Source organism: Pseudarthrobacter sp. NPDC092439 (genome assembly GCF_044754945.1).
GTDB lineage: Bacteria > Actinomycetota > Actinomycetes > Actinomycetales > Micrococcaceae > Arthrobacter.
In genome coordinates, this window is the sequence record NZ_JBIVQB010000008.1 from 71,595 (window position 1) to 92,564 (window position 20,970).

General features: G+C 67.2%; 18 protein-coding genes. 6 read left to right on the forward strand and 12 right to left on the reverse strand.

Going from position 1 to position 20,970, the window contains the following annotated elements; translation table 11 throughout:
* Positions 1–6: 6 nt before the first annotated feature.
* Together ACIQCM_RS14930 and ACIQCM_RS14935 are read right to left on the reverse strand one after the other, a co-directional pair.
* The gene (locus tag ACIQCM_RS14930) at positions 7–906 is read right to left on the reverse strand and encodes a ParA family protein (protein ID WP_400608326.1); all 900 of its coding nucleotides are present in this window, start codon (positions 904–906) and stop codon (positions 7–9) included.
* 240 nt (positions 907–1,146) lie between these two features.
* A complete protein-coding gene (locus tag ACIQCM_RS14935; RefSeq protein ID WP_400608324.1) occupies positions 1,147–2,493 on the reverse strand; it encodes a cation:dicarboxylate symporter family transporter in 1,347 nt (448 codons plus the stop codon).
* Between the two features lie 168 nt (positions 2,494–2,661).
* Between ACIQCM_RS14935 and ACIQCM_RS14940 the strand changes: the two genes are divergently transcribed.
* The 6 genes from ACIQCM_RS14940 to ACIQCM_RS14965 all read left to right on the forward strand — a co-directional run bounded on the left by ACIQCM_RS14940 (position 2,662) and on the right by ACIQCM_RS14965 (position 9,486).
* Positions 2,662–4,293, forward strand: a complete 1,632-nt coding sequence (locus ACIQCM_RS14940; protein WP_400608322.1) for an ATP-binding protein — start codon at positions 2,662–2,664, stop codon at positions 4,291–4,293.
* The gene (locus ACIQCM_RS14945; protein WP_400608320.1) at positions 4,290–5,003 is read left to right on the forward strand and encodes a response regulator; all 714 of its coding nucleotides are present in this window, start codon (positions 4,290–4,292) and stop codon (positions 5,001–5,003) included. Before ACIQCM_RS14940 ends, ACIQCM_RS14945 begins: the two co-directional genes overlap by 4 nt.
* Before the next feature lie 206 nt (positions 5,004–5,209).
* Positions 5,210–5,848 (forward strand): GntR family transcriptional regulator, encoded by a 639-nt coding sequence (locus ACIQCM_RS14950; RefSeq protein ID WP_400608318.1) that lies wholly within the window; start codon positions 5,210–5,212, stop codon positions 5,846–5,848.
* 10 nt (positions 5,849–5,858) lie between these two features.
* Positions 5,859–7,379: an MmgE/PrpD family protein gene (locus tag ACIQCM_RS14955; protein WP_400608317.1), complete on the forward strand. Its 1,521-nt coding sequence runs from the start codon at positions 5,859–5,861 to the stop codon at positions 7,377–7,379.
* Positions 7,380–8,282 (forward strand): methylisocitrate lyase, encoded by a 903-nt coding sequence (gene prpB, locus ACIQCM_RS14960; protein WP_400608315.1) that lies wholly within the window; start codon positions 7,380–7,382, stop codon positions 8,280–8,282.
* A 64-nt stretch (positions 8,283–8,346) separates the two neighbouring features.
* Positions 8,347–9,486 (forward strand): bifunctional 2-methylcitrate synthase/citrate synthase, encoded by a 1,140-nt coding sequence (locus ACIQCM_RS14965; protein WP_400608313.1) that lies wholly within the window; start codon positions 8,347–8,349, stop codon positions 9,484–9,486.
* Between the two features lie 112 nt (positions 9,487–9,598).
* Here the strand turns inward: ACIQCM_RS14965 and ACIQCM_RS14970 are convergent, their stop codons facing one another.
* The 10 genes from ACIQCM_RS14970 to ACIQCM_RS15015 all read right to left on the reverse strand — a co-directional run bounded on the left by ACIQCM_RS14970 (position 9,599) and on the right by ACIQCM_RS15015 (position 20,358).
* Positions 9,599–10,081 carry an 8-oxo-dGTP diphosphatase gene (locus ACIQCM_RS14970; RefSeq protein WP_400608311.1) on the reverse strand — a complete coding sequence of 161 codons (483 nt, stop codon included), beginning with the start codon at positions 10,079–10,081 and terminating at the stop codon, positions 9,599–9,601.
* A complete protein-coding gene (gene xerD / locus ACIQCM_RS14975; protein ID WP_400608309.1) occupies positions 10,078–11,067 on the reverse strand; it encodes a site-specific tyrosine recombinase XerD in 990 nt (329 codons plus the stop codon). The genes ACIQCM_RS14970 and xerD overlap by 4 nt, the downstream gene beginning before the upstream one ends.
* Complete coding sequence (locus ACIQCM_RS14980) at positions 11,067–11,729, reverse strand: NUDIX domain-containing protein (protein ID WP_400608307.1); 663 nt, start codon at positions 11,727–11,729, stop codon at positions 11,067–11,069. The genes xerD and ACIQCM_RS14980 overlap by 1 nt, the downstream gene beginning before the upstream one ends.
* 25 nt (positions 11,730–11,754) lie before the next feature.
* Complete coding sequence (locus ACIQCM_RS14985; protein WP_400608305.1) at positions 11,755–13,515, reverse strand: CTP synthase; 1,761 nt, start codon at positions 13,513–13,515, stop codon at positions 11,755–11,757.
* 134 nt (positions 13,516–13,649) lie between these two features.
* Entirely contained in the window at positions 13,650–15,389 is a 1,740-nt protein-coding gene (gene recN / locus ACIQCM_RS14990) for a DNA repair protein RecN (RefSeq protein WP_400608303.1), read from the reverse strand.
* A gap of 4 nt (positions 15,390–15,393) precedes the next feature.
* On the reverse strand, positions 15,394–16,410 hold the full coding sequence (locus ACIQCM_RS14995; protein ID WP_400608301.1) for an NAD kinase: 1,017 nt from the start codon (positions 16,408–16,410) through the stop codon (positions 15,394–15,396).
* Positions 16,411–16,423: 13 nt separating this feature from the next.
* Positions 16,424–17,239, reverse strand: coding sequence for a TlyA family RNA methyltransferase (locus ACIQCM_RS15000; protein WP_400608299.1), 816 nt, complete (start codon positions 17,237–17,239; stop codon positions 16,424–16,426).
* Complete coding sequence (locus ACIQCM_RS15005) at positions 17,239–17,502, reverse strand: hypothetical protein (protein WP_400608297.1); 264 nt, start codon at positions 17,500–17,502, stop codon at positions 17,239–17,241. The genes ACIQCM_RS15000 and ACIQCM_RS15005 overlap by 1 nt, the downstream gene beginning before the upstream one ends.
* Before the next feature lie 9 nt (positions 17,503–17,511).
* A complete protein-coding gene (locus ACIQCM_RS15010; RefSeq protein WP_400608295.1) occupies positions 17,512–18,501 on the reverse strand; it encodes an HAD-IIA family hydrolase in 990 nt (329 codons plus the stop codon).
* 3 nt (positions 18,502–18,504) lie between these two features.
* The gene (locus tag ACIQCM_RS15015) at positions 18,505–20,358 is read right to left on the reverse strand and encodes a hypothetical protein (RefSeq protein WP_400608293.1); all 1,854 of its coding nucleotides are present in this window, start codon (positions 20,356–20,358) and stop codon (positions 18,505–18,507) included.
* Between the last annotated feature and the right edge of the window lie 612 nt (positions 20,359–20,970).

Genomic DNA, 20,970 nt, shown 5'->3' on the forward strand with positions numbered 1-20,970 from the left:
GGATTGCTAGGGCGCGCCGCCGCGCGAAATCAGTTCCTTGGCCAGGCGGCGGTAGGCGTCCGCGCCCACATGGTTGCCGGCATAGCTGGTGATGGGCTCCGCAGCAACGGTGGCGTCCGCGAACTTGATGGAGCGCTTGATGACGGTTTCGAACACCTTGTCGCCGAATGCCTCCACGAGCCGGGTGATCACCTCACGGCTGTGCAGGGTGCGGGCGTCGTACATGGTGGCCAGTACGCCATCCACCTGCAGGCCGGGGTTCAGCCGGTCCTGGACTTTGTCGATGGTTTCCACGAGCAGGGCGACTGCACGCAGGGCGAAGAACTCACAGATCAGGGGAATGATGACGCCATGTGCGGCGGTAAGTGCGTTGACTGTCAGCAGGCCGAGGGAGGGCTGGCAGTCGATGAGCACGACGTCGTAATCGTCCTCGACCTTCTTCAGGGCACGGTCCAGGACCTGCTCCCGGGCAACTTCGTTGACCAGCTGGACTTCCGCCGCGGAGAGGTCGATGTTTGCCGGCAGTAGGTGCACGTTCTCCACGGCGGTCTGGTGGATGGCCTGGCGGATGTCCACCTTGCGGTCCATGAGGACGTTGTAGACGGTGAGGTCCAGTTCGTGCGGGTTGACACCGAGCCCCGCCGAGAGCGCACCCTGCGGATCGAAGTCCACCAGGAGCACGCGGCGGCCATATTCTGCGAGCGCAGCGGCAAGGTTGATGGTGGACGTGGTCTTGCCCACGCCGCCCTTCTGGTTCACCATGGCGATGACGCGGGCCGGGCCGTGCGAGGACAGCGGCGCGGGGTCCGGGAATTCGCGGTGGGGGCGCCCCGTGGGACCCATCACCGCGTTGTCCAGGTCAAATTCCGTGCCTTCCAGAGTTGCTGAACCCTGTTCGCTGCTCACGTATCTATCCACACTTTCACTGACGGTGATTTCCTGCCTCCGGAGCCCCGGAGGCGTTCCTTCTTCTTCCCAAGGTTACAGGCGCCGACACGGTATTCGGGGCAACTTGACTTTCCCCGGATGTTGAGCCTTGACCCTCTAGCTGAGGTCGAAGGTTTTGCCTGTGGACATGGCAGTGCCCCCGCCTGAAGGCTGCGGGGGCACTGCCGGGACCTGCCGGAACGCGGGCTGTCCGTCGTCCTAGACGGTGGCGGGAACCCGACGGGTTTCCACTTCCTCCGCCGGTGCCGTGCCATGTCCGGCGATCATGGTCTGCTCGTCGAACGGCTCGGCCCCGGAGAGTACGCGGCCCACCTGGCCGCCGTCGATCTCCTTGACCCAGGTGCCGATCAGCAAGGTGGCCACGGCGTTGCCCGTGAAGTTGGTCAGAGCGCGGGCCTCGGACATGAACCGGTCGATGCCGACGATCATGCCGACGCCGCCCAGCAGTTCGGGCTTGTGTGCCTGCAGACCGGCAGCCAGCGTGGCCAGGCCTGCGCCGGTCACGCCGGCCGCCCCCTTTGAGGCGATGATCATGAAGATGAGCAGGGAGACCTGGGCGCCGAGGTCCAGCGGGGTTCCCATGGCGTTGGCCACGAAGAGGGAGGCCATGGTGAGGTAGATGGCCGTACCGTCGAGGTTGAAGGAGTAACCGGTGGGAACGGTGACGCCGACGACGGGCTTGGAGATGCCGAGGTGTTCCATCTTGGCGATGAGGCGCGGCAGGGCGGCTTCGGAGGAGGACGTGGAGAAGATGAGCAGGTACTCACGGGCCAGGTACTTCATCAGCTTGAAGATGTTGACGCCGGTGACCACCTTGAGCAGGCCGCCCAGGATAATGACGATGAACAGCGCGCAGGTGATGTAGAAAGCCGCCATGAGCGTGAACATGCTGACGATCGCCTGGAAGCCGGTGGCTCCAACGACGGCGGCAATGGCACCGAACGCACCTACCGGGGCAAGCCACATGATCATGATGAGGATCCGGAACACCAGTACCTGGCCGTGTCCGACCGCCTTGAGGATGGGAGCGCCCTGCGGACCCATCTTCTGCAGGGCGAAGCCTACAAGGATGGCGGCGAAGAGTGTGGGCAGCACCGGGATGTCACCGGGGATGATGCCGAGCAGGAAAGCGACAGTGCTGTCCACCTCGGCCTTCTTGCTGGGGTCGTAGGCCGCCAGTTTCAGGCCCTCGCCCGGGTGGATCAGGTTGCCCACCACCAGGCCGATAGCGAGCGCGAATGTCGACATGACCAGGAAGTACCCCAGCGCGAGGCCGCCCACTTTGCCCACCGTAGCCGCCTTGGCGATGGATCCGATCCCGAGCACGATCGTGCAGAAAATAATCGGCGCGATCATCATCTTGATGAGCTTGATGAATCCGTCGCCCAGCGGCTTGAGGGACTTGCCCACCTCGGGGAACATGAGGCCGACCACGGCACCCAGGATTACAGCGGCGATAACGGCGATGTAGAGAAAATGTGATTTGTCGATGCCCTTGCGCCGCACCCCGGCGGTGTCAAGCGACTCTCCTCGTTGAGAAGCCATTGGTGTCTCTCCTTATGGATAATCTGTTAGACGCTTCGGCGCAGTTTCCGGGCCCAACGTCCTTGTGGTGTGATTCCCATCATTGGCCCTCCCGTGATCCAGCTCACCGTTGCGTTCATATTGGTCGCAGGAGGCACGGTGGCCGCAGGAAGGTTGAAGGAGGCGCGGATGATTCACCACTGGAGCATTGCCCGGCGGCTGTTCGTGGCGAACCTGCTGATCGTGGTGGCGTTTATCGCCATCGTCGGTTCTGCGGCCTATGTGGACGCCCGGGACCGCGCCTACGAAGAGGCCGGGGCGCGCATGGCAGGCATTGCCGCAGCCGTGGCGGCTGCGCCGGTGGTGCTGGAGGCCGCAGCCACGGACGACCCGTCCGCCGCCCTGCAGCCCTACGCCACGGAGGTCATGGCCACTGCCCATGCGGATTTCATTACGATCATGGCTCCGGACCGCACCCGCTGGACGCATCCAAGCCCCGACGAAATCGGCCAGCCCTATATCGGTTCCATCGATGCGGCGCTGCGGGGGGAAGTGTTCACGGAGGTCACCGCCGGCACGCTGGGCCCCTCAGTCCGGACCATCGTCCCGGTGAAGGAAGCGGACGGGAGCGTGAAGGCGCTGGTGTCCGCCGGCGTCACGGTCCGGACGGTGGATGTGGCCTTCGCCGGGCGGCTTCCGGCGCTGGCCGCGATAGGAGGAGCCTTGCTGGTGGGCGGTTCGTTGGCAGCGTGGCTGCTGGGCCGGTACCTGCGCAGGGTCACGCGCGGCTGGGGTCCGGAACAGCTGGCCCAGCTGTTCGCGTATTACGAGTCCGTGCTCCATTCAATCCGTGAGGGGCTGGTCCTGATCGACACCAGGGGCCGCGTGGTTATGTACAACGACCAGGCCGCGGAACTGCTGGGACTGGAACACCGCGGCGGCAATGATCCCAGGGACGCCCCCGCCCTGGCAGACCTTCCGCTCGATGACGAACTCCGCGTCCTGTTCGAATCCGGCCGCACGGCCAAGGACGAGATGGTGCTGGCCGGTCCACGCATCCTGGTGGTCACCCAGGCCCCGGCCAGGGCGCCTTCCTCCCCCGGTTTCCGAGGCCGCGCGCCCGTCTACGGAACGGTGGCCACACTCCGGGACCGCACAGAGGTGGAAGCGCTGGGCAGCGAACTGCAGACGATGCGCACGCTCTCGGATGCGCTCCGCGCCCAGACCCACGAACACGCCAACCGCCTGCACACGATGGTTTCCCTGCTGGAGCTGGGACGGACCACTGAGGCGCTCGACTTTGCCACGAAGGATCTGGAGCTGAGCCAGCAGCTGACCGACGACATAGTGCGTTCCGTGAATGAACCGGTGCTGGCGGCCCTGGTCATGGGCAAGGCCGCCGAAGCGCATGAACGCGGGGTACAGCTGGACGTGGCGGCGCTGGGCACCGGAGGCGCGGCGGGCATCGCCGTCCAGGACCTGGTAACAGTGCTGGGGAACCTTCTGGACAACGCCATCGACGCGGCGGCCGAGGGCGCACCGCCCCGGCATGTCATGCTGACGGTGGAATCGGACGAGGAGGGCCTGGACATCACCGTCCATGACTCGGGGCCGCCCATCGATCCGGCGGCCGCGGAGGGGATATTCCGGCACGGCTACAGCACCAAGCCCGGTTCCCGCGGCCGCGGCATCGGGCTCGCCCTGGTCCGCCAATCGGTTGGGCGCCTGGGAGGCATCCTGACGGTCAATGGCCGCCGCGGGGCCAAGTTCGAAGTCTTCCTCCCCGCCGCCGCCGCAACCCCCGGTAAGGAGCAGCCGTGAGCACCATCCGTGTCCTCGTCGTTGAGGATGAAGCCGTCGCCGCGGCCGCGCACGCCGCCTACATCCAGCGGATTCCGGGCTTTGAGCTGGCCGGGACGGCCGCCGACGGCCAGTCCGCGTTGCGGCTGCTGGGAGAACTCGCCAGCTCAGGAGCCCCTGTCGACCTGGTGCTGCTGGACATGAACCTGCCCGACCTGCACGGACTGGATATTGCGCGCCGGATGCGGTCATCCGGAATCCTGGCGGACATCATTGCCATCACGGCGGTCCGGGAGCTTGGCATAGTCCGGAGCGCGGTGGCCATCGGCGTGGTCCAGTACCTGATCAAGCCGTTCACGTTCGCCACGTTTGCGGACAAGCTGGAGAGCTACCGGAGCTTCCGCCACCAGCTTTCGGACCGGCAGGCCGGCCGCGGCAGGACCGGCGCCTCCCAAAGCGAAGTGGACCAGGCCTTCGCAAGCCTGCGCGCGCCCTCAGAACTTCCGTTGCCGAAAGGCCTCTCTGCAGCCACGCTCGGATCGGTTCAGGACTACCTCCGGGAACATAGGGGTGCTGTCTCGGCGACAGAGGTCATGGACGCGCTGGGCATGTCCCGCGTGACCGCCCGGCGCTACCTGGAGTACCTGGCCGACGCCGGCACGGCCCTTCGCACAGCACGGTACGGCACGCCGGGGCGGCCCGAGAACGAGTACCGCTGGAACGGGCACTGACTCAGGGGCTTGGGCCGTCACACTCCCACGCGTGATGAACAGATAGCCCCCGGGTTGACGCAGCCACGTCACGGTGCGGAGCCAGGCCACGGGGGTGTGTCCTGTATACAAATGGCAAGAATTTTCGAGAGATTCTTCGAACCTGGTGCAACAATGGCTACGCCGTGTATACACTGATCGGGTTGCAGCGAAGGAAGGAGACCGGGATGCGGGCCAGCGACAGGGCATATGCGGCATTGCGCGATGACATCATCGAATGGCGCCTGGGCCCGGGAACCGTCCTGGCGGAAGTCGAACAGTCCGAACGCCTCGGCGTCTCACGTACTCCCCTCCGGGAGGCGCTCAGCCGCCTCACCGCCGAAGGACTGACGACGGCGGCAGGCGGCCGCGGCGTCGTCGTCAGCGGAATTTCGCTGGAGGACATCGGGGAACTGTTCGAACTCCGCGAAACGCTCGAGGGGAAGGCTGCCGCACTGGCTGCCGAGCGCGGCGATCCGGCCACCTTCGAAGAACTCAGGCAGGAGCTGGCCGCGGCCCCGCAGTTGATCGACGGCAGCGAATCCGGCCGGCAGGCCTATTACGCGCTGGCGGCCCGGCTGGACGCCGCCATCGACTCGGCGATCTCCAACTCATACCTGGCGCAGGCCATGCGGAGCCTCCGGGTCCACCTGGTCCGGGTCCGCCGGCTGGCCGCCGATGATGCGGACCGGCTCACCGCTGCCGCCGCGGAGCACGCCGCGATCGCCGAGGCCATCGCGGCCGGCAACCCACGGCTGGCCCAGGCGGCAACCACCGTCCACCTGCACCGCAGCCTCTCCCACGTCAAAGCCACCCACATCCCCTAGAAGGAGCACCATGGTCAAGGAACACCACGTCCGCGTGTACAAGAGCGAGGAAAACCTGCCCCGTGAGGAGCAGCTCGCCTACAAGATCGCCCAGGTGGCCACGGACCCGGTGGCAGTCACCGACGAGGTCACCGACATGGTCATCAACCGGATCATCGACAACGCGTCGGTGGCCATCGCCTCGCTGAACCGCGCCCCGATCGTCGCCGCCCGCGCCCAGGCCCTGGCGCACGGCCCCAGCACCGGCGGCAAGGGCGCCAAGGTGTTCGGCATCGACGAGCGGGTCTCCCCCGAATGGGCAGCCTGGGCCAACGGCGTGGCAGTGCGTGAACTGGACTACCACGACACTTTCCTGGCTGCGGACTATTCCCACCCTGGCGACAATATTCCGCCGATCCTGGCCGTGGCCCAGCACACGGGCGCCAGCGGCGCGGACCTGGTCCGCGGCATCACCACCGGCTACGAGATCCAGGTCAACCTGGTTAAGGCCATCTGCCTGCACAAGCACAAGATCGACCACGTGGCCCACCTTGGCCCGTCCGCCGCGGCGGGAATCGGCACCCTCCTGGGCCTGGACGTGGAAACCATTTTCCAGTCCGTGGGCCAGGCGCTGCACACCACCACCGCCACCCGCCAGTCCCGCAAGGGTGAAATCTCCACCTGGAAAGCGCACGCCCCCGCCTTCGCCGGCAAGATGGCGGTCGAGGCCGCCGACCGCTCCATGCGCGGGCAGACCTCCCCCGTGCCGATCTATGAAGGCGAAGACGGCGTCATCGCCTGGATGCTGGACGGGCCGGATGCGTCCTACATGGTGCCGCTGCCCACCCCGGGCGAAGCCAAACGGGCCATCCTGGACACCTACACCAAGGAACACTCCGCGGAATACCAGGCCCAGGCCTGGATCGACCTGGCCCGCAAGCTCAACCGTGAGCACCCGGAGGCCACGGACCCGGCCAACGTGGCCTCGGTGCTGATCAAGACCAGCCACCACACCCACTACGTGATCGGCTCCGGCGCCAACGATCCGCAGAAGTACTCTCCCACCGCGTCGCGGGAAACCCTGGACCACTCCATCCCGTACATCTTCACCGTGGCCCTGCAGGACGGCTCCTGGCACCACGTGGACTCCTACGCCCCCGAGCGCGCCGCCCGCCCGGACACCGTGGAACTGTGGCACAAGGTCACCACTGAAGAAGACCCGGAATGGACCCGCCGCTACCACTCACTGGATATCAGTGAAAAGGCCTTCGGCGGATCCGTGGAGATCACGCTCACCGACGGCACCGTGATCACGGACCAGATCGCCGTGGCGGACGCACACCCGCTCGGCGCCCGGCCGTTCGCCCGCGAACAGTACGTCAACAAGTTCCGCACCCTGGCCGCCGGCCTCGTGGAGGAGGCCGAAATCGAAAGGTTCCTCGCCGCCGTCGAACGCCTCCCGGAACTGGCCGCAGGCGAACTGGACCAGCTGAACATCGCTGCCGCCCCCGGCGTCATCGACCTGGACGCGGCACCGAAGGGCCTGTTCTAGATGCTGTACTCCAAAGTGACGCCGGAGCAGAAGCGCATCCGGTTCCGCGAACTCCTCGCCGCCGGGACCACCGCACGGTTCCCCGGCGCGTTCAACCCGCTCTCCGCGCGGCTGATCGAGGAAAAAGGCTTTGACGGCGTCTACATTTCCGGCGCCGTGCTGGCCAACGACCTGGGCCTGCCGGATATCGGGCTCACCACCCTCACCGAGGTGGCCACCCGCGCGGGGCAGATCGCCAGGATGACGGACCTGCCGTCGATAGTGGACGCGGACACCGGTTTTGGCGAACCGATGAACGTGGCCCGGACCGTGCAGGAAATCGAGAACGCCGGCCTGGCCGGGCTGCACATCGAGGACCAGTTCAACCCCAAGCGTTGCGGCCACCTCGACGGGAAGAACGTGGTGGACCTGGACACGGCCACCAAGCGGATCCGCGCCGCGGCAGACGCCCGCCGCGACCCGAACTTCCTGATCATGGCCCGGACCGACATCCGCGCCGTGGACGGCCTGGCCGCCGCCCAGAACCGTGCCAAGGCGCTGGTGGAGGCCGGCGCGGACGCGATCTTCCCGGAAGCCATGGCCACCCTGGACGAGTTCCAGGCCATCCGGGATGCAGTGGACGTGCCGATCCTGGCCAACATGACCGAGTTCGGCAAGAGCGACCTCTTCACCGTGGACCAGCTCCACGGCGTAGGCGTCAACATAGTCATCTATCCGGTGACGCTCCTCCGTAGTGCCATGGGCGCCGCGGAGCGTACGCTGGAAGCGATCAGGGCTGACGGCACCCAGCAGGCGCAGGTCGGGAACATGCTCACGCGTGCGCGGCTGTATGACCTCGTGGATTACGAGGCCTACAACCGCTTCGATACCGGGATCTTCAACTTCCAGGTTCCCGGTAACTGAAACCCGCAAACCCCGGCCCGGCACCATCCGGGCCACCAGGCGACAGGAACAAAGGAGTTTCAGCATGGCTGAACAGGACATCAAGAAGGGCCTCGCCGGCGTCGTGGTGGATTACACCTCCGTGTCGAAGGTGAACCCCGAGACCAATTCGCTTCTCTACCGGGGCTATCCGGTCCAGGAGCTGGCGGCCCGGTGCAGTTTTGAGGAGGTTGCGTACCTGCTGTGGAACGGCGAACTGCCCACGGCTGAGCAGCTCGCGGAGTTCACAGCCCGGGAGCGGGCCGGCCGCGCTTTGGATCCGGTGGTCAAGCAGGTCATCGATGCGCTGCCCACCACGTCCCACCCCATGGATGTGTGCCGCACGGCCGCCTCCGTGATGGGCGCCCGGCATCCCATGGCAGAGGACTCCTCGCGGGAGGCAAACATGGCCAAGGCCGTGGACCTCTTCGCCGCAATGCCCGCCGTAGTGGCGTACGACCAGCGCCGCCGGCACGGGCAGGAACCGGTGGCGCCGCGGGATGACCTGGGCTACTCGGCGAACTTCCTGTGGATGGCCTTCGGCGAGGAGCAGGTGCCCGAGGTGGTGGAGGCGTTCAACGTCTCGATGATCCTGTATGCCGAGCACTCCTTCAACGCCTCCACATTCACCGCCCGGGTCATCACCTCGACGCTGTCCGACCTGCACTCGGCCGTGACCGGTGCCATCGGTGCGCTCAAGGGGCCTCTGCACGGCGGCGCCAACGAGGCCGTGATGCACACCTTCGACGAGATCGGCATCCGCCAGGAGGAATCCCTGGAGGAGGCAGCTGCCCGGGCCAAGGCGTGGATGGAGGACGCCCTCGCGCAGAAGAAGAAGGTAATGGGCTTCGGGCACCGCGTCTACAAACACGGCGACTCGCGCGTTCCCACCATGAAGGCCGCCCTGGACAAGATGATTGCCCACTACGGCCGCCCGGAACTGCTGGGGCTCTACAACGGCCTGGAGCAGGCCATGGACGAGGCCAAGGCCATCAAGCCCAACCTCGACTACCCTGCCGGGCCCACGTACCACCTGATGGGCTTCGACACCCCCACGTTCACGCCGCTTTTCGTGGCCAGCCGGATCACCGGCTGGACGGCCCACATCATGGAGCAGCTTGATTCCAACTCGCTCATCCGTCCGTTGAGCGAATACAACGGAGCAGAAGAACGCCACGTGCCGTAGCAACGGCTTAGGGTTAGCGTTCGACGGCGGGCCGGCCACCTTGGGGTGGCGGCCCGCCGTCGCTTGTAGTTTCCGGCCGGGACGGTTACACCGCTTGGAGGCGAAGCTGTTTTCAGCGGGAGGTGTAGTCCAGGACTTCCCGCACGCTTTCGTTGTCATCGTTCATGACCACGGTGAGTTGGAGTGTGTTGCCATCCAGGGCCAGCGGGAGCCAGTGGGCCGCATCCTGCCACATCCGTTCGACCGGCAGCGAAGCTGTGCCAAACCATTCGGGGAGGATTTCGGCCGTTTCGGCCGGCTCCCCGATCCACTGCGCAGCGACGAACAGCCGGGTGCTCATATTCCACTCCGGCCGGGCCGGGAAATCGAAGACCACCAGACCGGCGTCGCGCAGGTCCTCCTCCCTGACCAGCACTCCGGATTCCTCATAGACTTCGCGGCAGGCGGCCTCGGCATCCGTCTCTCCGGGCTCTACATGGCCCCCCAGCCCTACGATCTTCCCGCGTCCGAAGCCGGTTTTCTTCAGGCCGAGCAGGACTTCCCGGCCGGCATCCCCTTCCCGGAGCAGGAAGCAGAGGGTGACGGCGGCGCTCATCCGAGGGCCCGTGGGTGCGCCGCCGCATAGACCTCACGGAGCGTGTCCGCGGTAACGAGCGTGTACACCTGGGTGGTGGTGACGGACGCATGCCCCAGCAGTTCCTGGACCACCCGGACGTCCGCGCCGCCTTCCAGGAGGTGGGTGGCGAACGAGTGCCTCAGCGTGTGCGGCGAGACGTCCCGGGTGATGTTGGCCTTTTCCGCGGCCGCCTTCAGGATGGTCCATGCGCTCTGCCGGCTGATCCGTCCGCCACGGGCGTTCAGGAACAACGCTGGGGTGCCCTTGCCCTTGGCGGCCAGCAGTGGCCGGCCACGGACCAGGTAGGCGTCAAGGGCCCGGGCACCGTAGGAGCCCAGCGGCACCAGGCGCTCCTTGGACCCCTTGCCGAACAGGCGCACAATGGCGGGACCTCCCTCCAGGGATTCCCTCTCTGGCAGGGAGATGTCATCCACGTCCAGGCCCACTGCCTCGCTGATCCGGGCACCGGTGGAGTAAAGGAACTCAAGGAGGGCCCGGTCGCGAAGGCCAGTGGCCGTGTCCGTGCCGGCCGCCTCCAGGATCCGGGTGACCTCGTCCACGCTGATGGCCTTGGGCAGCCTCTTGCCGGCCATGGGTGGGTGCACTTCACTTGCAGGGTCTGCCGGGGTGTGGCCTTCGACCGCCCAGAATTTGTGCAGGCCACGGACCGCAACCACCGTCCTGGCCGCAGAGCGCACGCCCAGCGTGGAGCCCCCGTCGGACCCGTCCGAAAGGGCCTGGACGTAACCGGTGACGTGCCGGCGGGTGATGTCCTCGGGGCGGGTGCAGCCCGCGGCGGCCAGGTAGCGGGAGTAGCGGGCTAGGTCGCGGCGGTAGGCGGCCAGCGTGTTCGCGGCGAGGCCGCGTTCGACGCCCATGTGCTGCAGGTAGTCCGTGATGGCCCTCTCAATGGCGCCGGGAGGTGCCGCCGGGCGGACCGGCGCAGCTTCAGCCGATGGAACCATCAGCGCTGGCTGGGGTGTTCGGGCCAGGGGGCGTCAGCGGGGCGGAGGCTTGCGTAGCCGTCAGCGCGGGCGGCGGCCGCTGCGAGGATTCCGACGACGGCACTCGGGTTGTGCAGGCGGCCCGCCAGAACGGCGGCAAGGGCGTCGTCCAGGCTGATCCAGTGGAATTCGATTTCCGCTTCCTCGTCCGTGCGGTGGTGCCGTTCGGGGCGCGGGATCTCCGTAAGGTCCCTGGCCAGGTAGATCCTGATGGCTTCGCTGGACGAGCCCGGCGAGTTGAAGAAATCCACCAGGACGTTCCAGGTGCCGGCGGCGAGGTCTGCTTCCTCGGCGAGTTCCCGGGCGGCTCCGGCCACGAAGTCCTCACCTTCGACGTCCAACAGCCCGGCCGGGATCTCCCACAGGTCCATGCCCACGGGGTGCCGGTACTGCTTGAGAAGCAGGATCTCCCCGTCCTTGTTCATGGGCAGGACGGCCACGGCGCCTGGGTGGTCGATATAGTCCCGGGTCAGGGCGTGGCCGGAATCCTGCAGCTGGAACGTATCGCTGACGACATCCCAGATCCGGCCGTCGTAGACCTTCTCGGTAGACAAGAGACGGCGCGTGCTCGGTGCATCCGAAACGTGGCCTGCAGCAGGATTGGTTTCAGGTGTACCGGGCATCGCGCCGTCCTTCTTCTGTTGTGCGTTACTTAGCCGCTACGCTACCCGATGCCTTGGCTCCGGACGCGCCGGCGGCCGCCGTGGCGGCGCCGTTCTGGTGGTCCAGGGCGGCCTTGACCAGGCCGGCGAAGAGCGGGTGCGGCCGGGTGGGCCGGGAGCTCAGTTCCGGGTGGGCCTGCGTGGCCACGTAGTACGGGTGGACGTCAGCGGGCAGCTCGACGTACTCAACAAGCTTGCCGTCCGGCGACGTGCCCGAGAAGACCAGGCCCTGGGCGGCGATCTGGTCACGGTACTTGTTGTTGACCTCGTAGCGGTGCCGGTGGCGTTCGCTCACGCTGGTCTTGCCGTAGGTCTTGGCGATGACGGAACCTTCGTCCAGCTTGGCTTCGTAGAGGCCCAGGCGCATGGTGCCGCCCAGGTCCCCGCCGCCTTCGACGAATTCCAGCTGCTCTTCCATGGTGGCGATGACCGGGTACTTGGAGTCCGGCTCAAACTCGCTGGAGGAGGCACCTTCCAGGCCGACCACGTTACGAGCGTATTCGATGACCATGCACTGCAGTCCCAGGCACAGGCCCAGCACCGGGAGCTTGGTTTCCCTGGCGAACTTAAGGGCGCCAAGCTTGCCTTCGAGGCCGCGGATGCCGAAGCCGCCGGGGACGCAGATGGCGTCCACGCCGTCCAGCGCCTTGATGGCGCCTTCGCGGGTTTCGCATTCGTCGGACGGTACCCAGCGGATCTTGACCTTGGCTTCGTTGGCGAAACCGCCGGCGCGCAGCGCCTCGGTGACCGAGAGGTAGGCATCGGGCAGGTCGATGTACTTGCCCACCAGCGCGATTTCCACGTGGTGCTTGGGGTTGTGCACCGCTTCCAGGAGCCGGTCCCAGCTGGTCCAGTCCACGTCCTTGAACGGGAGGTCCAGTGCCCGCACGATGTACGAATCCAGGCCCTGGCTGTGCAGGGTCTTGGGGATGTCGTAGATGCTGGGCGCGTCCGCGGCGTTGACCACGGCGTCGATGTCCACATCGCACATGCGGCCGATCTTTTCGCGCATGGCTTCGGGCACTTCGCGGTCCGAACGGATCACAATGGCCTCGGGCTGGATGCCGATGGAGCGCAAAGCGGCAACGGAGTGCTGCGTGGGCTTGGTCTTCAGTTCCTGGGACGGACCGATGTACGGGACCAGGGAAACGTGGAGGAAGAACACGTTGCTGCGGCCGATGTCCTGCCGCACCTGGCGGGCGGATTCGAGGAAGGGCTGGGATTCGATGTCGCCAACCGTGCCGCCGATTTCGGTGATGATGACGTCCGGAGCGTTCTTGCCCTCGGCGGGCAGGCGCATGCGGCGCTTGATCTCATCGGTGATGTGCGGGATGACCTGGACGGTGTCCCCCAGGTACTCGCCGCGGCGTTCCTTGGCGATCACCGTGGAGTACACCTGGCCGGTGGTGACGTTGGCCGAGCCTTCGAGGTTCTCGTCCAGGAAGCGCTCGTAGTGTCCGATGTCCAGGTCCGTCTCGGCGCCGTCGTCGGTGACGAAGACTTCGCCGTGCTGGAAGGGGTTCATCGTGCCCGGATCCACGTTCAGGTAGGGATCGAGCTTCTGCATAGTTACAGACAGGCCACGCGCCCGCAGGAGGTGGCCGAGGCTCGAAGCCGTCAGCCCCTTACCGAGCGAGGACGCCACACCACCGGTTACGAAGATGTGCTTGGTCGTCTTGGACGAGCCCGGGAACCGGGAATTTACACGGGAATTTGATCGCTGCACCACGGAATTCGAGCCTATCATCAAATGAGCCTTCCACGGACGGGGACACTGTTCCCCCAAACGTCCAAGTCTGCAGTCCCGGATCCCGATGGGCAAGGGCAGCCCGTCCAGCGGGCAGCTGGAATGGCCCGCCACGGGACCCGCGTCCGGGCCGCTCAGGCGCGCTGTGGCAGCAGTTTGGCGTCGTCCAGCAGTTCCTGCGCATGCGCCCGCGCAGACTCTGAGTCCTCCTGGCCCGCGAGCATGCGGGCCAGTTCGCGGACCCGTTCTGGCCCGTTAAGGAGGCGCACATCACTGGAGGTGAACCCGGTGGCGGTGCCGCCGTCGGCTCCCCGGACCGACGTCTTGGTCACCGTGATGTGCTGGTCCGCGAACGCCGCCACCTGGGGAAGGTGGGTGACCACCAGCACCTGCACGTGCCGCGCCAGCATGGCCAGCCTTCGGCCGATCTCGACGGCGGCCCGTCCGCCCACGCCGGCGTCGACCTCGTCGAAGACAAAAGTGGGCACCGGGTCCACGGCCGCCAGCACCACTTCGATGGCCAGCATCACGCGGGAAAGTTCACCGCCGGACGCGCCCTTGCCCAGCGGCCTTGCCGGTGCTCCGGCGTGCGGCTGCAGCAAGAAGCTGATGTCATCCGCGCCGTGCGGGCCGAGCTGGCCCGCCGGTTCGAGGGTGATCACCAGGGTGGCGTCCGCCATGGCCAAAGCGGTCAGCTCGGCGCTGACCCGGGAAGAGAGATCCTTCGCGGCCTTCGTCCGGATCTTACTGATGGCTGCCGCCTGTTTCTTCAGCTCGGCTTCCGCCCGGACCACTTCCGCTTCCAGGGCCTCGATCCGGCTGGAATCGTCCTGCAGTTCGTCGAACCGGGCACGGCTCTTCTCCGCCCATTCCAACACTTCGTCAATGCTGGGTGCATACTTCCGGACCAGCCTGGCCAGCGCGGCACGGCGGTCCTCGATCTCTGCCAGCCGCTCCGGGCCTTCAGTGTCGAGACCGGCCTGGTAACTGGCCAGCTCCGTGGCGATGTCGTTGAGCAGGAATCCCACCTCGGCGAGGCGTGCGGCAGCGGCGCCGAGTTCGGCATCGTGTTCCGCCACGTGCTCAAGGGTCCGCTTGGCGGCGTCGATGAGGGTGGTGGCATCCCCCGCCTCGCCGAAATCCTCGGCTATGAGGGCCTGGTGGGCCGTGCTGGCCGCGATCCGGAGCTCTTCCACGTTGGCGAGCTTTACCGCCTCGGCCTTCAGGAGTTCGTCCTCACCTGGCTGCGGATCAACCTCGTCGATTTCGGCCAGGGCGGCCTGGAGGGACTCTGCCTCGCGAAGCCGGTCCCGGGCTTCGCTGCGAAGCGTGTCCAGTTCGGCCTGGTTCGCCTTCCAGCCGGCGTACAGCTCCTGGTAGGCGGCAAGCTGCCCGGCCAGCGCGTCCCCGGCGAACTTGTCCAGGGCCCCCCGCTGGGCCGCAGCCCCCTTGAGCCGGATCTGGTCCGACTGGCCGTGAACCACCACCAGCGATTCGCCCACCTCCGCCAGGGCGCCCACCGGCGCGGCACGGCCGCCCAGGAAAGCCCGGCTGCGTCCGTCGGCCCCGAGGCGGCGGGCAAGGATCAGCTCCGCGGCGCCGTCGTACTCCTCCGCCTCGGCGCCCGCCTCCAGGGCCCGTACCACGGCGGGGTGGCCCGCCTCGAGCTTCACGACGGCCTCGGCGCTTGCGCTCTTGGCGCCGCTGCGCACCGCGCCGGCGTCGGCCCGGGCCCCAAGCAGGAGCCCGACGGCGGTGACCACCATGGTCTTGCCGGCGCCCGTTTCGCCGGTCACCACGCTGAGCCCGGGTCCCAGCGGAAGGGTCGCGTCGGTGATGACGCCCAGATCGCGGATTCTCAGTTCTTCAAGCATCGGTTCACTTCGCGGTTGACGGATCGGTGTCTGCATCCGGGCGTGCGGCCTGCAGCGGGGGCATGGGGCGCGGGGTCCGGACCACCGGGATGGGGCCTGTGGTGATGGCCTCCGCCTTCGGAACAGGACCGCGCCAGCCGTGGATGGGCAGTTCGAACTTGCGCACCAGCCGGGCCGAGAACGGCGTCTGGTGCGTCCGGGCCAGCCTGACGGGCGTGCCGGACTTGGTGACTTCCACCCGGGAGCCCGGCGGCAGGTCCACGGACCGGCGCCCGTCGCACCAGAGCACCCCCTGCGCGTCGGTGCGGCCCAGGACTTCGACGGCGAGCTTCGAGCGTGGTGACACCACCAGCGGCTTGGCGAAAAGCGCATGCGCGCTGATGGGGACAATCACCAGTGCCTCCACTTCGGGCCAGACCACCGGGCCGCCGGCGGAGAAGGCGTACGCCGTGGAACCGGTGGGCGTTGCCAGGACGATCCCGTCCGAACCGAAGGAGGTGAGCGGACGCTCGTCCACCTCAGTGACCACCTCGATCATCCGTTCCCGGTTGGCCTTCTCGATGGCCGCCTCGTTCAGGGCCCACGTGTGCCAGATCTTCTGGCCGCGCACCCACACCTGAACGTCGATGGTCATCCGTTCTTCCACCGTGTACTCGCGGCTGGCGATCCATTCGACCGTCTGGGCGAGGTCCGCCCGCTCGCTTTCGGCCAGGAACCCCACGTGGCCAAGGTTCACGCCCAGGAGCGGGACATCCACCTCGCGGACCAGTTCCGCTGCGCGCAGGATGGTGCCGTCGCCTCCGAGCACCATGACCAGTTCCACATCGGGAAGCCGGACGTGGTCATGCAGGATCTCCACCGGCTGCGCCAGGTGTCCGAAAAACCGCTCCATGTCCTGGAGCTCCGATTCCTGCATCACCGGCACGATGCCGGAAGCGTGCAGGAGGGCACACGCCTCCCAGGCAGCCTTCAGCGATTCCTCGCGGCCGGTGTGGGCAAGGACCAGTACACGCCTGCTCATTCGGTTCCGCTCTCTAGTGGTTCGGCCAGATTCGTCCAAGCAGAGCAGACACAGCTGCCTCCCGCTCTTCGATCTTAGGCAGGTCCTGGCCCATCCTGCGTCTTATCCACAGGAAGTATTCAACGTTTCCGTCCTGGCCTGGAAGGGGACTGGCCGCCAATCCGCACAGGTCCAGTCCGGCGTCGAACGCCGCCCTGGCCACCTTTTCAACGGCCAGCCGGCGCTCCCGCTCCGACGTCACTACCCCCGTACGGCCCAGCCGGTCCTTGCCGATTTCGAACTGGGGCTTGACCATCAGCACCAGGTCGCCGCCTGGCCGCGTGCAGTCCGCCAGGGGCTGGACTACGAGCGTCAGGGAAATGAACGAAAGGTCTGCGACAGTCAGGTCTGCCGGCCCGCCGATGTCCGAGGGCTGCATGTACCGCACGTTCAGGCCCTCGTGGACTTCCACGCGCGGGTCCTCCCGCAGCCGGGGCACCAACTGGCCGTGTCCGACGTCGACCGCCACCACGTGCGCGGCGCCCCGCCTTAGGAGGACGTCGGTAAAACCGCCGGTGGATGCGCCGGCATCGAGGCAGCGTTTGCCTTCGGGCAGCACCTGCGGGAACTCCGCCAGGGCACCTGCGAGTTTATGCCCGGCCCGGCTGGCATACTCGTCCCGGACGTCGTGCTCCACTTCGAGATCCCGCGCGTCATCCACCTGCAGGGAGGCCTTGGCGAGCACCAGTCCTGCGGAGCTGACCTTACCTTCGGAGATGAGCGCTGCGGCGTGGGTCCGCGACCGGGCCAGCCCGCGAGCCACCAGCGCCTGGTCGAGCCGGAGCGGCATCAGGCGCCGCCGTCCGCGATGCTGTTGGCCGTATCCGTGGGGTCCGCGTTGAGGGCCGCCAGGAGGTCGTCATGAAGCTCGTTGTACGCAGCTTCCTGCTCGCCCACTGGCAGGTGCGGCACGGCCTCCAGGCGCTTGATGGCTTCGGCCACCACCTGGTCGGTCACTCCGGCTCCGGCTGCAAGCCCGGTCGCGTCAGGCGCGGGCCACTCCGCGGGCGGCTGGGCTGCTGCGGATTCGCCAGGTTCGGTCACCTCAGTCATCCGACCAGTCTAATGATCAAGCCACGCCAGTTTGGGCGCATGGGGCGCGGCGGCGTCCGGCGTCGCGGCCCACCAGGCAGCACAGGCAGCGCGCCAGGCGTTCAGGTCATCCTGGCGGCCGATGACGCCCACGGCGCCGTTCGCGACCCTGGCCGTTGCCCCGCCGCAGTAATACGTGCCGTCCTCGTGCGTCACCTCGGGGTACGGCCGGTAAAGGTCCGCAAGGGTTTCGATGATGTAGGCGGGGCGTTCGGCCGCCCGTGCCGCCAGGATGCTGTCCCGGGTGTCCACGCCGGTCAGGACCGCAACGGTGGCAAAGCCGGCATTGTTGCCGCCCAGGATGTCAGTGTCCAGCCTGTCCCCCACCACCAGCGGGCGCTCAGCCCCCAGGCGCTTGGCAGCAGTGTGGAACAGGGGGGCCTCCGGCTTACCGGCAACCCTGGGTTGCCGGCCCGTGGCCGCCGCGACCGCAGCCACCAGTGTTCCGTTGCCGGGGGCAATCCCGCGCGCCTGAGGGATGGACATGTCAGTGTTGGTGGCAACCCAGAGGGCACCGGCGGACACCACATAGGCCGCCTCGGCAAGGTCTTTCCAGCCGATCTCGGGGTTGAAGCCCTGGACTACAGCCACCGGCTGCTCATCCTGGCTGTGGACCGGAACGAGCCCCGCCAGTTCGACTTCGTGCGCCAGCGCCGCGCTGCCCGTAACCAGGACCCGCGCGCCGGGCGCCAGCAGGGACGCCAGCAGCTCCGCAGCGGCCTGGGACGAGCCGACCACCTGGTGGTCCTCAGCCGGGGCGCCCAGCTCACGCAAATGCGCGGCGACCTGCGCCGGAGAGCGCGAGGCGTTGTTGGTCACATAGCCAAGGCCGATGCCCAAGGCGGACAGTTGCTGCAGGGACTCCACTGCGCCCGGGATGGCGTGCGGTCCTGCGTAGACGACCCCGTCCAGATCGGACAGGAGCGCGTCGAAACGGGAAATCAGGGACACCTCTGCCACCTGTCAGTCCTCGTTGCGGTCAGCGTTCGGGGCATCATCGTGGCTTTGTGCGCCGTCGAGCCCCTCGGCCGAGCCGTCCTCTGTCGGGCCGCCGGTGTGCTCTTCATCCTCGTCCACCGAGTCCTGGTCCGATTCCGCGTCGTCGGAGACGAAGTAGTCGGCTTCGGCGTCGTCGATGTTGGCGTCCTGGACGTCGGCGGGTGAAGCGCTGGCAGCTTCGGCGTAGCCGGGAGTGCCGGCGTCGTCCGTTCCTGCTGCGTCCGCGGTGTCGGAGGACCGGCTGTCCGCTGACTTGTTGGTACCTGCCAGCAACCGGCGGCGCTCGGCCTCCTCGCGTGCTTCCTCTTCCTCGTCCCAGCCGAGGTCGATAATGTCGGGTTCTTCATCGACGCCCTGGCCCAGCGCGTTTTCGGCGACGACGGCCTGCTTCTTCCACTTCTCCGCCTCAGCCTCACGGCCCACCGCAGCGAGGGCGTCACCGTAGGCGCGGAAGAGGCGGGGGCTGTATGAGAAGGCCCGGTTGATGTCCAGCTGCGCGATTTCCAGCTCCGCGACCGCTGCGTCCAGCTGTCCCAGGTCGGTGCGGGCGCCAGCCGCCACGATGGCGAGCTCGACCTTGCCGGGAGCGTCCAGGTCCTGTGCTTCCTCGGAGCGTGCCACGTCCAAGGCACGGTCGGGGCGGCCAAGGCCGCGTTCGCAGTCCGCCATCACCGGCAGGTGCACGTTGGAGCCGCTGATCCGCCGGTACGTGCGGAACTCCCGCAGCGCCTCACCGTAATGTCCGGCGGCGTAGGCAGTGAGGCCCACTGCCTCGCGGACGGCGGCGAGCCTGCCGCCGCGGCGGCTTGCCGCCAGGGCGTGCTGGAACGCCAGCTCGGGCTCGTCGTCGATCAGGCGGCCGGCCATCACCAGGTGGCGGGCCACCCATTCGGCACTCTTGGCCTCGAGGGTCTTGATCTGGTGCTGCGTGGCGCGGTCCAGCTCCTTGCCGGTAACGTCCTCGTCAATTTCCGGCGAACGCTCGCGGTCCGGGCGGTTGGCGCTGCGGAGGTCACGCACGTTGGGGACCCGTGCGGGGCGGTCCTCCTGGCGGCCGTAGCCGCGGGGGCCCGAGTCACGGGTGTTGTCACGGGAGTAGCGGTCGACCCGGGTATCCCGGCTGTCACCGTCGCGTGCCGGGCCGCGGCTGAAGCCACGGTCCGGGCCCCTGTCAGCGGAACGGTCGAAGTTGCGGGGTCCGCGGTCCTGCCGGTCGCCGAAGGGCCTACGGTTCTCCCCTGCACCGAAGGTGCGGCGGTCACCCTCGTCGCGGCGCGGCCGGTCACCAAAAGGTTTACGGTCCCGGTCACCGAACGGTTTACGGTCCCGGTCACCACCACCGAAAGGTCGACGCTCGCCCTCGTCGCGGCGCGGCCGGTCACCGAACGGCTTACGGTCCCGGTCACCACCACCGAAAGGTCGACGCTCGCCCTCGTCGCGGCGCGGCCGGTCACCAAAAGGTTTACGGTCCCGGTCACCAAAAGGTTTACGGTCCCGGTCACCGAACGGTTTACGGTCCCGGTCACCGCCACCGAAGCTCCGGCGCTCACCCTCGTCGCGGGGCGACCGGTCACCAAATGAACGGTTCTCACGGTCGCCGTAAGGCTTACGTTCGCCCTCGTCGCGGCGAGGCCGGTCGCCGAAGGGCTTACGGTCACGGTCACCAAAGGGCTTACCGCCGCGCTCGGGCCGGCCGGCGGAATCAGATCCGTCACGGTTGGTGCGGGCGCGGAAACCGCGCGGCTCTCCGCCGGAGTTGTTGTTGCCGCGGAAGGGCCCGCGGTCATTCCTGCGGTTGCCGCCGTTGTGCTCAGCCATGTGGATTCCTCCTGTTGAGAGCCGACTACTGGCGCAACTGCAGCCGCTCGTATCCGTGTTTCGTTTTCCTACGCAACCCGAAATCAAGCGCTTCGAAGTCCGTACATCTCCATCAATTCTAGGGGAGCACGCCCCCGGCGGCTTACGTACCGGGTGCCAGGCGCCTCATCGTGGCCATCTTCACACGTCAACGGCCATGCCGAACGCTCATGGATGTGAGAGAGCGATGCGCGGTTCGTTGCCGGTGAGAGAGCGTTGCGCTGTTCGGTGCCGGATGTGAGAGAGCGATGCGCGGTTCGTTGCCGGATGTGAGAGAGCGATGCGCGGTTCGTTGCCGGATGTGAGAGAGCGATGCGCTGTTCGGTGCCGGATGTGAGAGAGCGATGCGCGGTTCGTTGCCGGATGTGAGAGAGCGTTGCCCGGTTGGGTGCCGGATGTGAGAGAGCGATGCGCGGTTGGGTGCCGGATGTGAGAGAGCGTTGCGCGGTTGGGTGCCGGGTGTGGGAGAGCGTTGCCCGGGGGTGTGGGTGTTTAAATGTGGGAGGCCCCGAACCTGGTGGTTCGGGGCCTCGACCAATGTGTGTCCGGCGGTGACCTACTCTCCCACACCCT

Coding starts and splice junctions, on each gene's coding strand:
- ACIQCM_RS14935 (WP_400608324.1), bottom strand. CDS start 2,493: ATGGCTTCTCAACGAGGAGAGTCGCTTGACACCGCCGGGGTGCGGCGC.
- ACIQCM_RS14940 (WP_400608322.1), top strand. CDS start 2,662: ATGATTCACCACTGGAGCATTGCCCGGCGGCTGTTCGTGGCGAACCTG.
- ACIQCM_RS14950 (WP_400608318.1), top strand. CDS start 5,210: ATGCGGGCCAGCGACAGGGCATATGCGGCATTGCGCGATGACATCATC.
- ACIQCM_RS14955 (WP_400608317.1), top strand. CDS start 5,859: ATGGTCAAGGAACACCACGTCCGCGTGTACAAGAGCGAGGAAAACCTG.
- prpB (WP_400608315.1), top strand. CDS start 7,380: ATGCTGTACTCCAAAGTGACGCCGGAGCAGAAGCGCATCCGGTTCCGC.
- ACIQCM_RS14965 (WP_400608313.1), top strand. CDS start 8,347: ATGGCTGAACAGGACATCAAGAAGGGCCTCGCCGGCGTCGTGGTGGAT.
- ACIQCM_RS14970 (WP_400608311.1), bottom strand. CDS start 10,081: ATGAGCGCCGCCGTCACCCTCTGCTTCCTGCTCCGGGAAGGGGATGCC.
- xerD (WP_400608309.1), bottom strand. CDS start 11,067: ATGGTTCCATCGGCTGAAGCTGCGCCGGTCCGCCCGGCGGCACCTCCC.
- ACIQCM_RS14980 (WP_400608307.1), bottom strand. CDS start 11,729: ATGCCCGGTACACCTGAAACCAATCCTGCTGCAGGCCACGTTTCGGAT.
- ACIQCM_RS14985 (WP_400608305.1), bottom strand. CDS start 13,515: ATGATAGGCTCGAATTCCGTGGTGCAGCGATCAAATTCCCGTGTAAAT.
- recN (WP_400608303.1), bottom strand. CDS start 15,389: ATGCTTGAAGAACTGAGAATCCGCGATCTGGGCGTCATCACCGACGCG.
- ACIQCM_RS14995 (WP_400608301.1), bottom strand. CDS start 16,410: ATGAGCAGGCGTGTACTGGTCCTTGCCCACACCGGCCGCGAGGAATCG.
- ACIQCM_RS15000 (WP_400608299.1), bottom strand. CDS start 17,239: ATGCCGCTCCGGCTCGACCAGGCGCTGGTGGCTCGCGGGCTGGCCCGG.
- ACIQCM_RS15005 (WP_400608297.1), bottom strand. CDS start 17,502: ATGACTGAGGTGACCGAACCTGGCGAATCCGCAGCAGCCCAGCCGCCC.
- ACIQCM_RS15015 (WP_400608293.1), bottom strand. CDS start 20,358: ATGGCTGAGCACAACGGCGGCAACCGCAGGAATGACCGCGGGCCCTTC.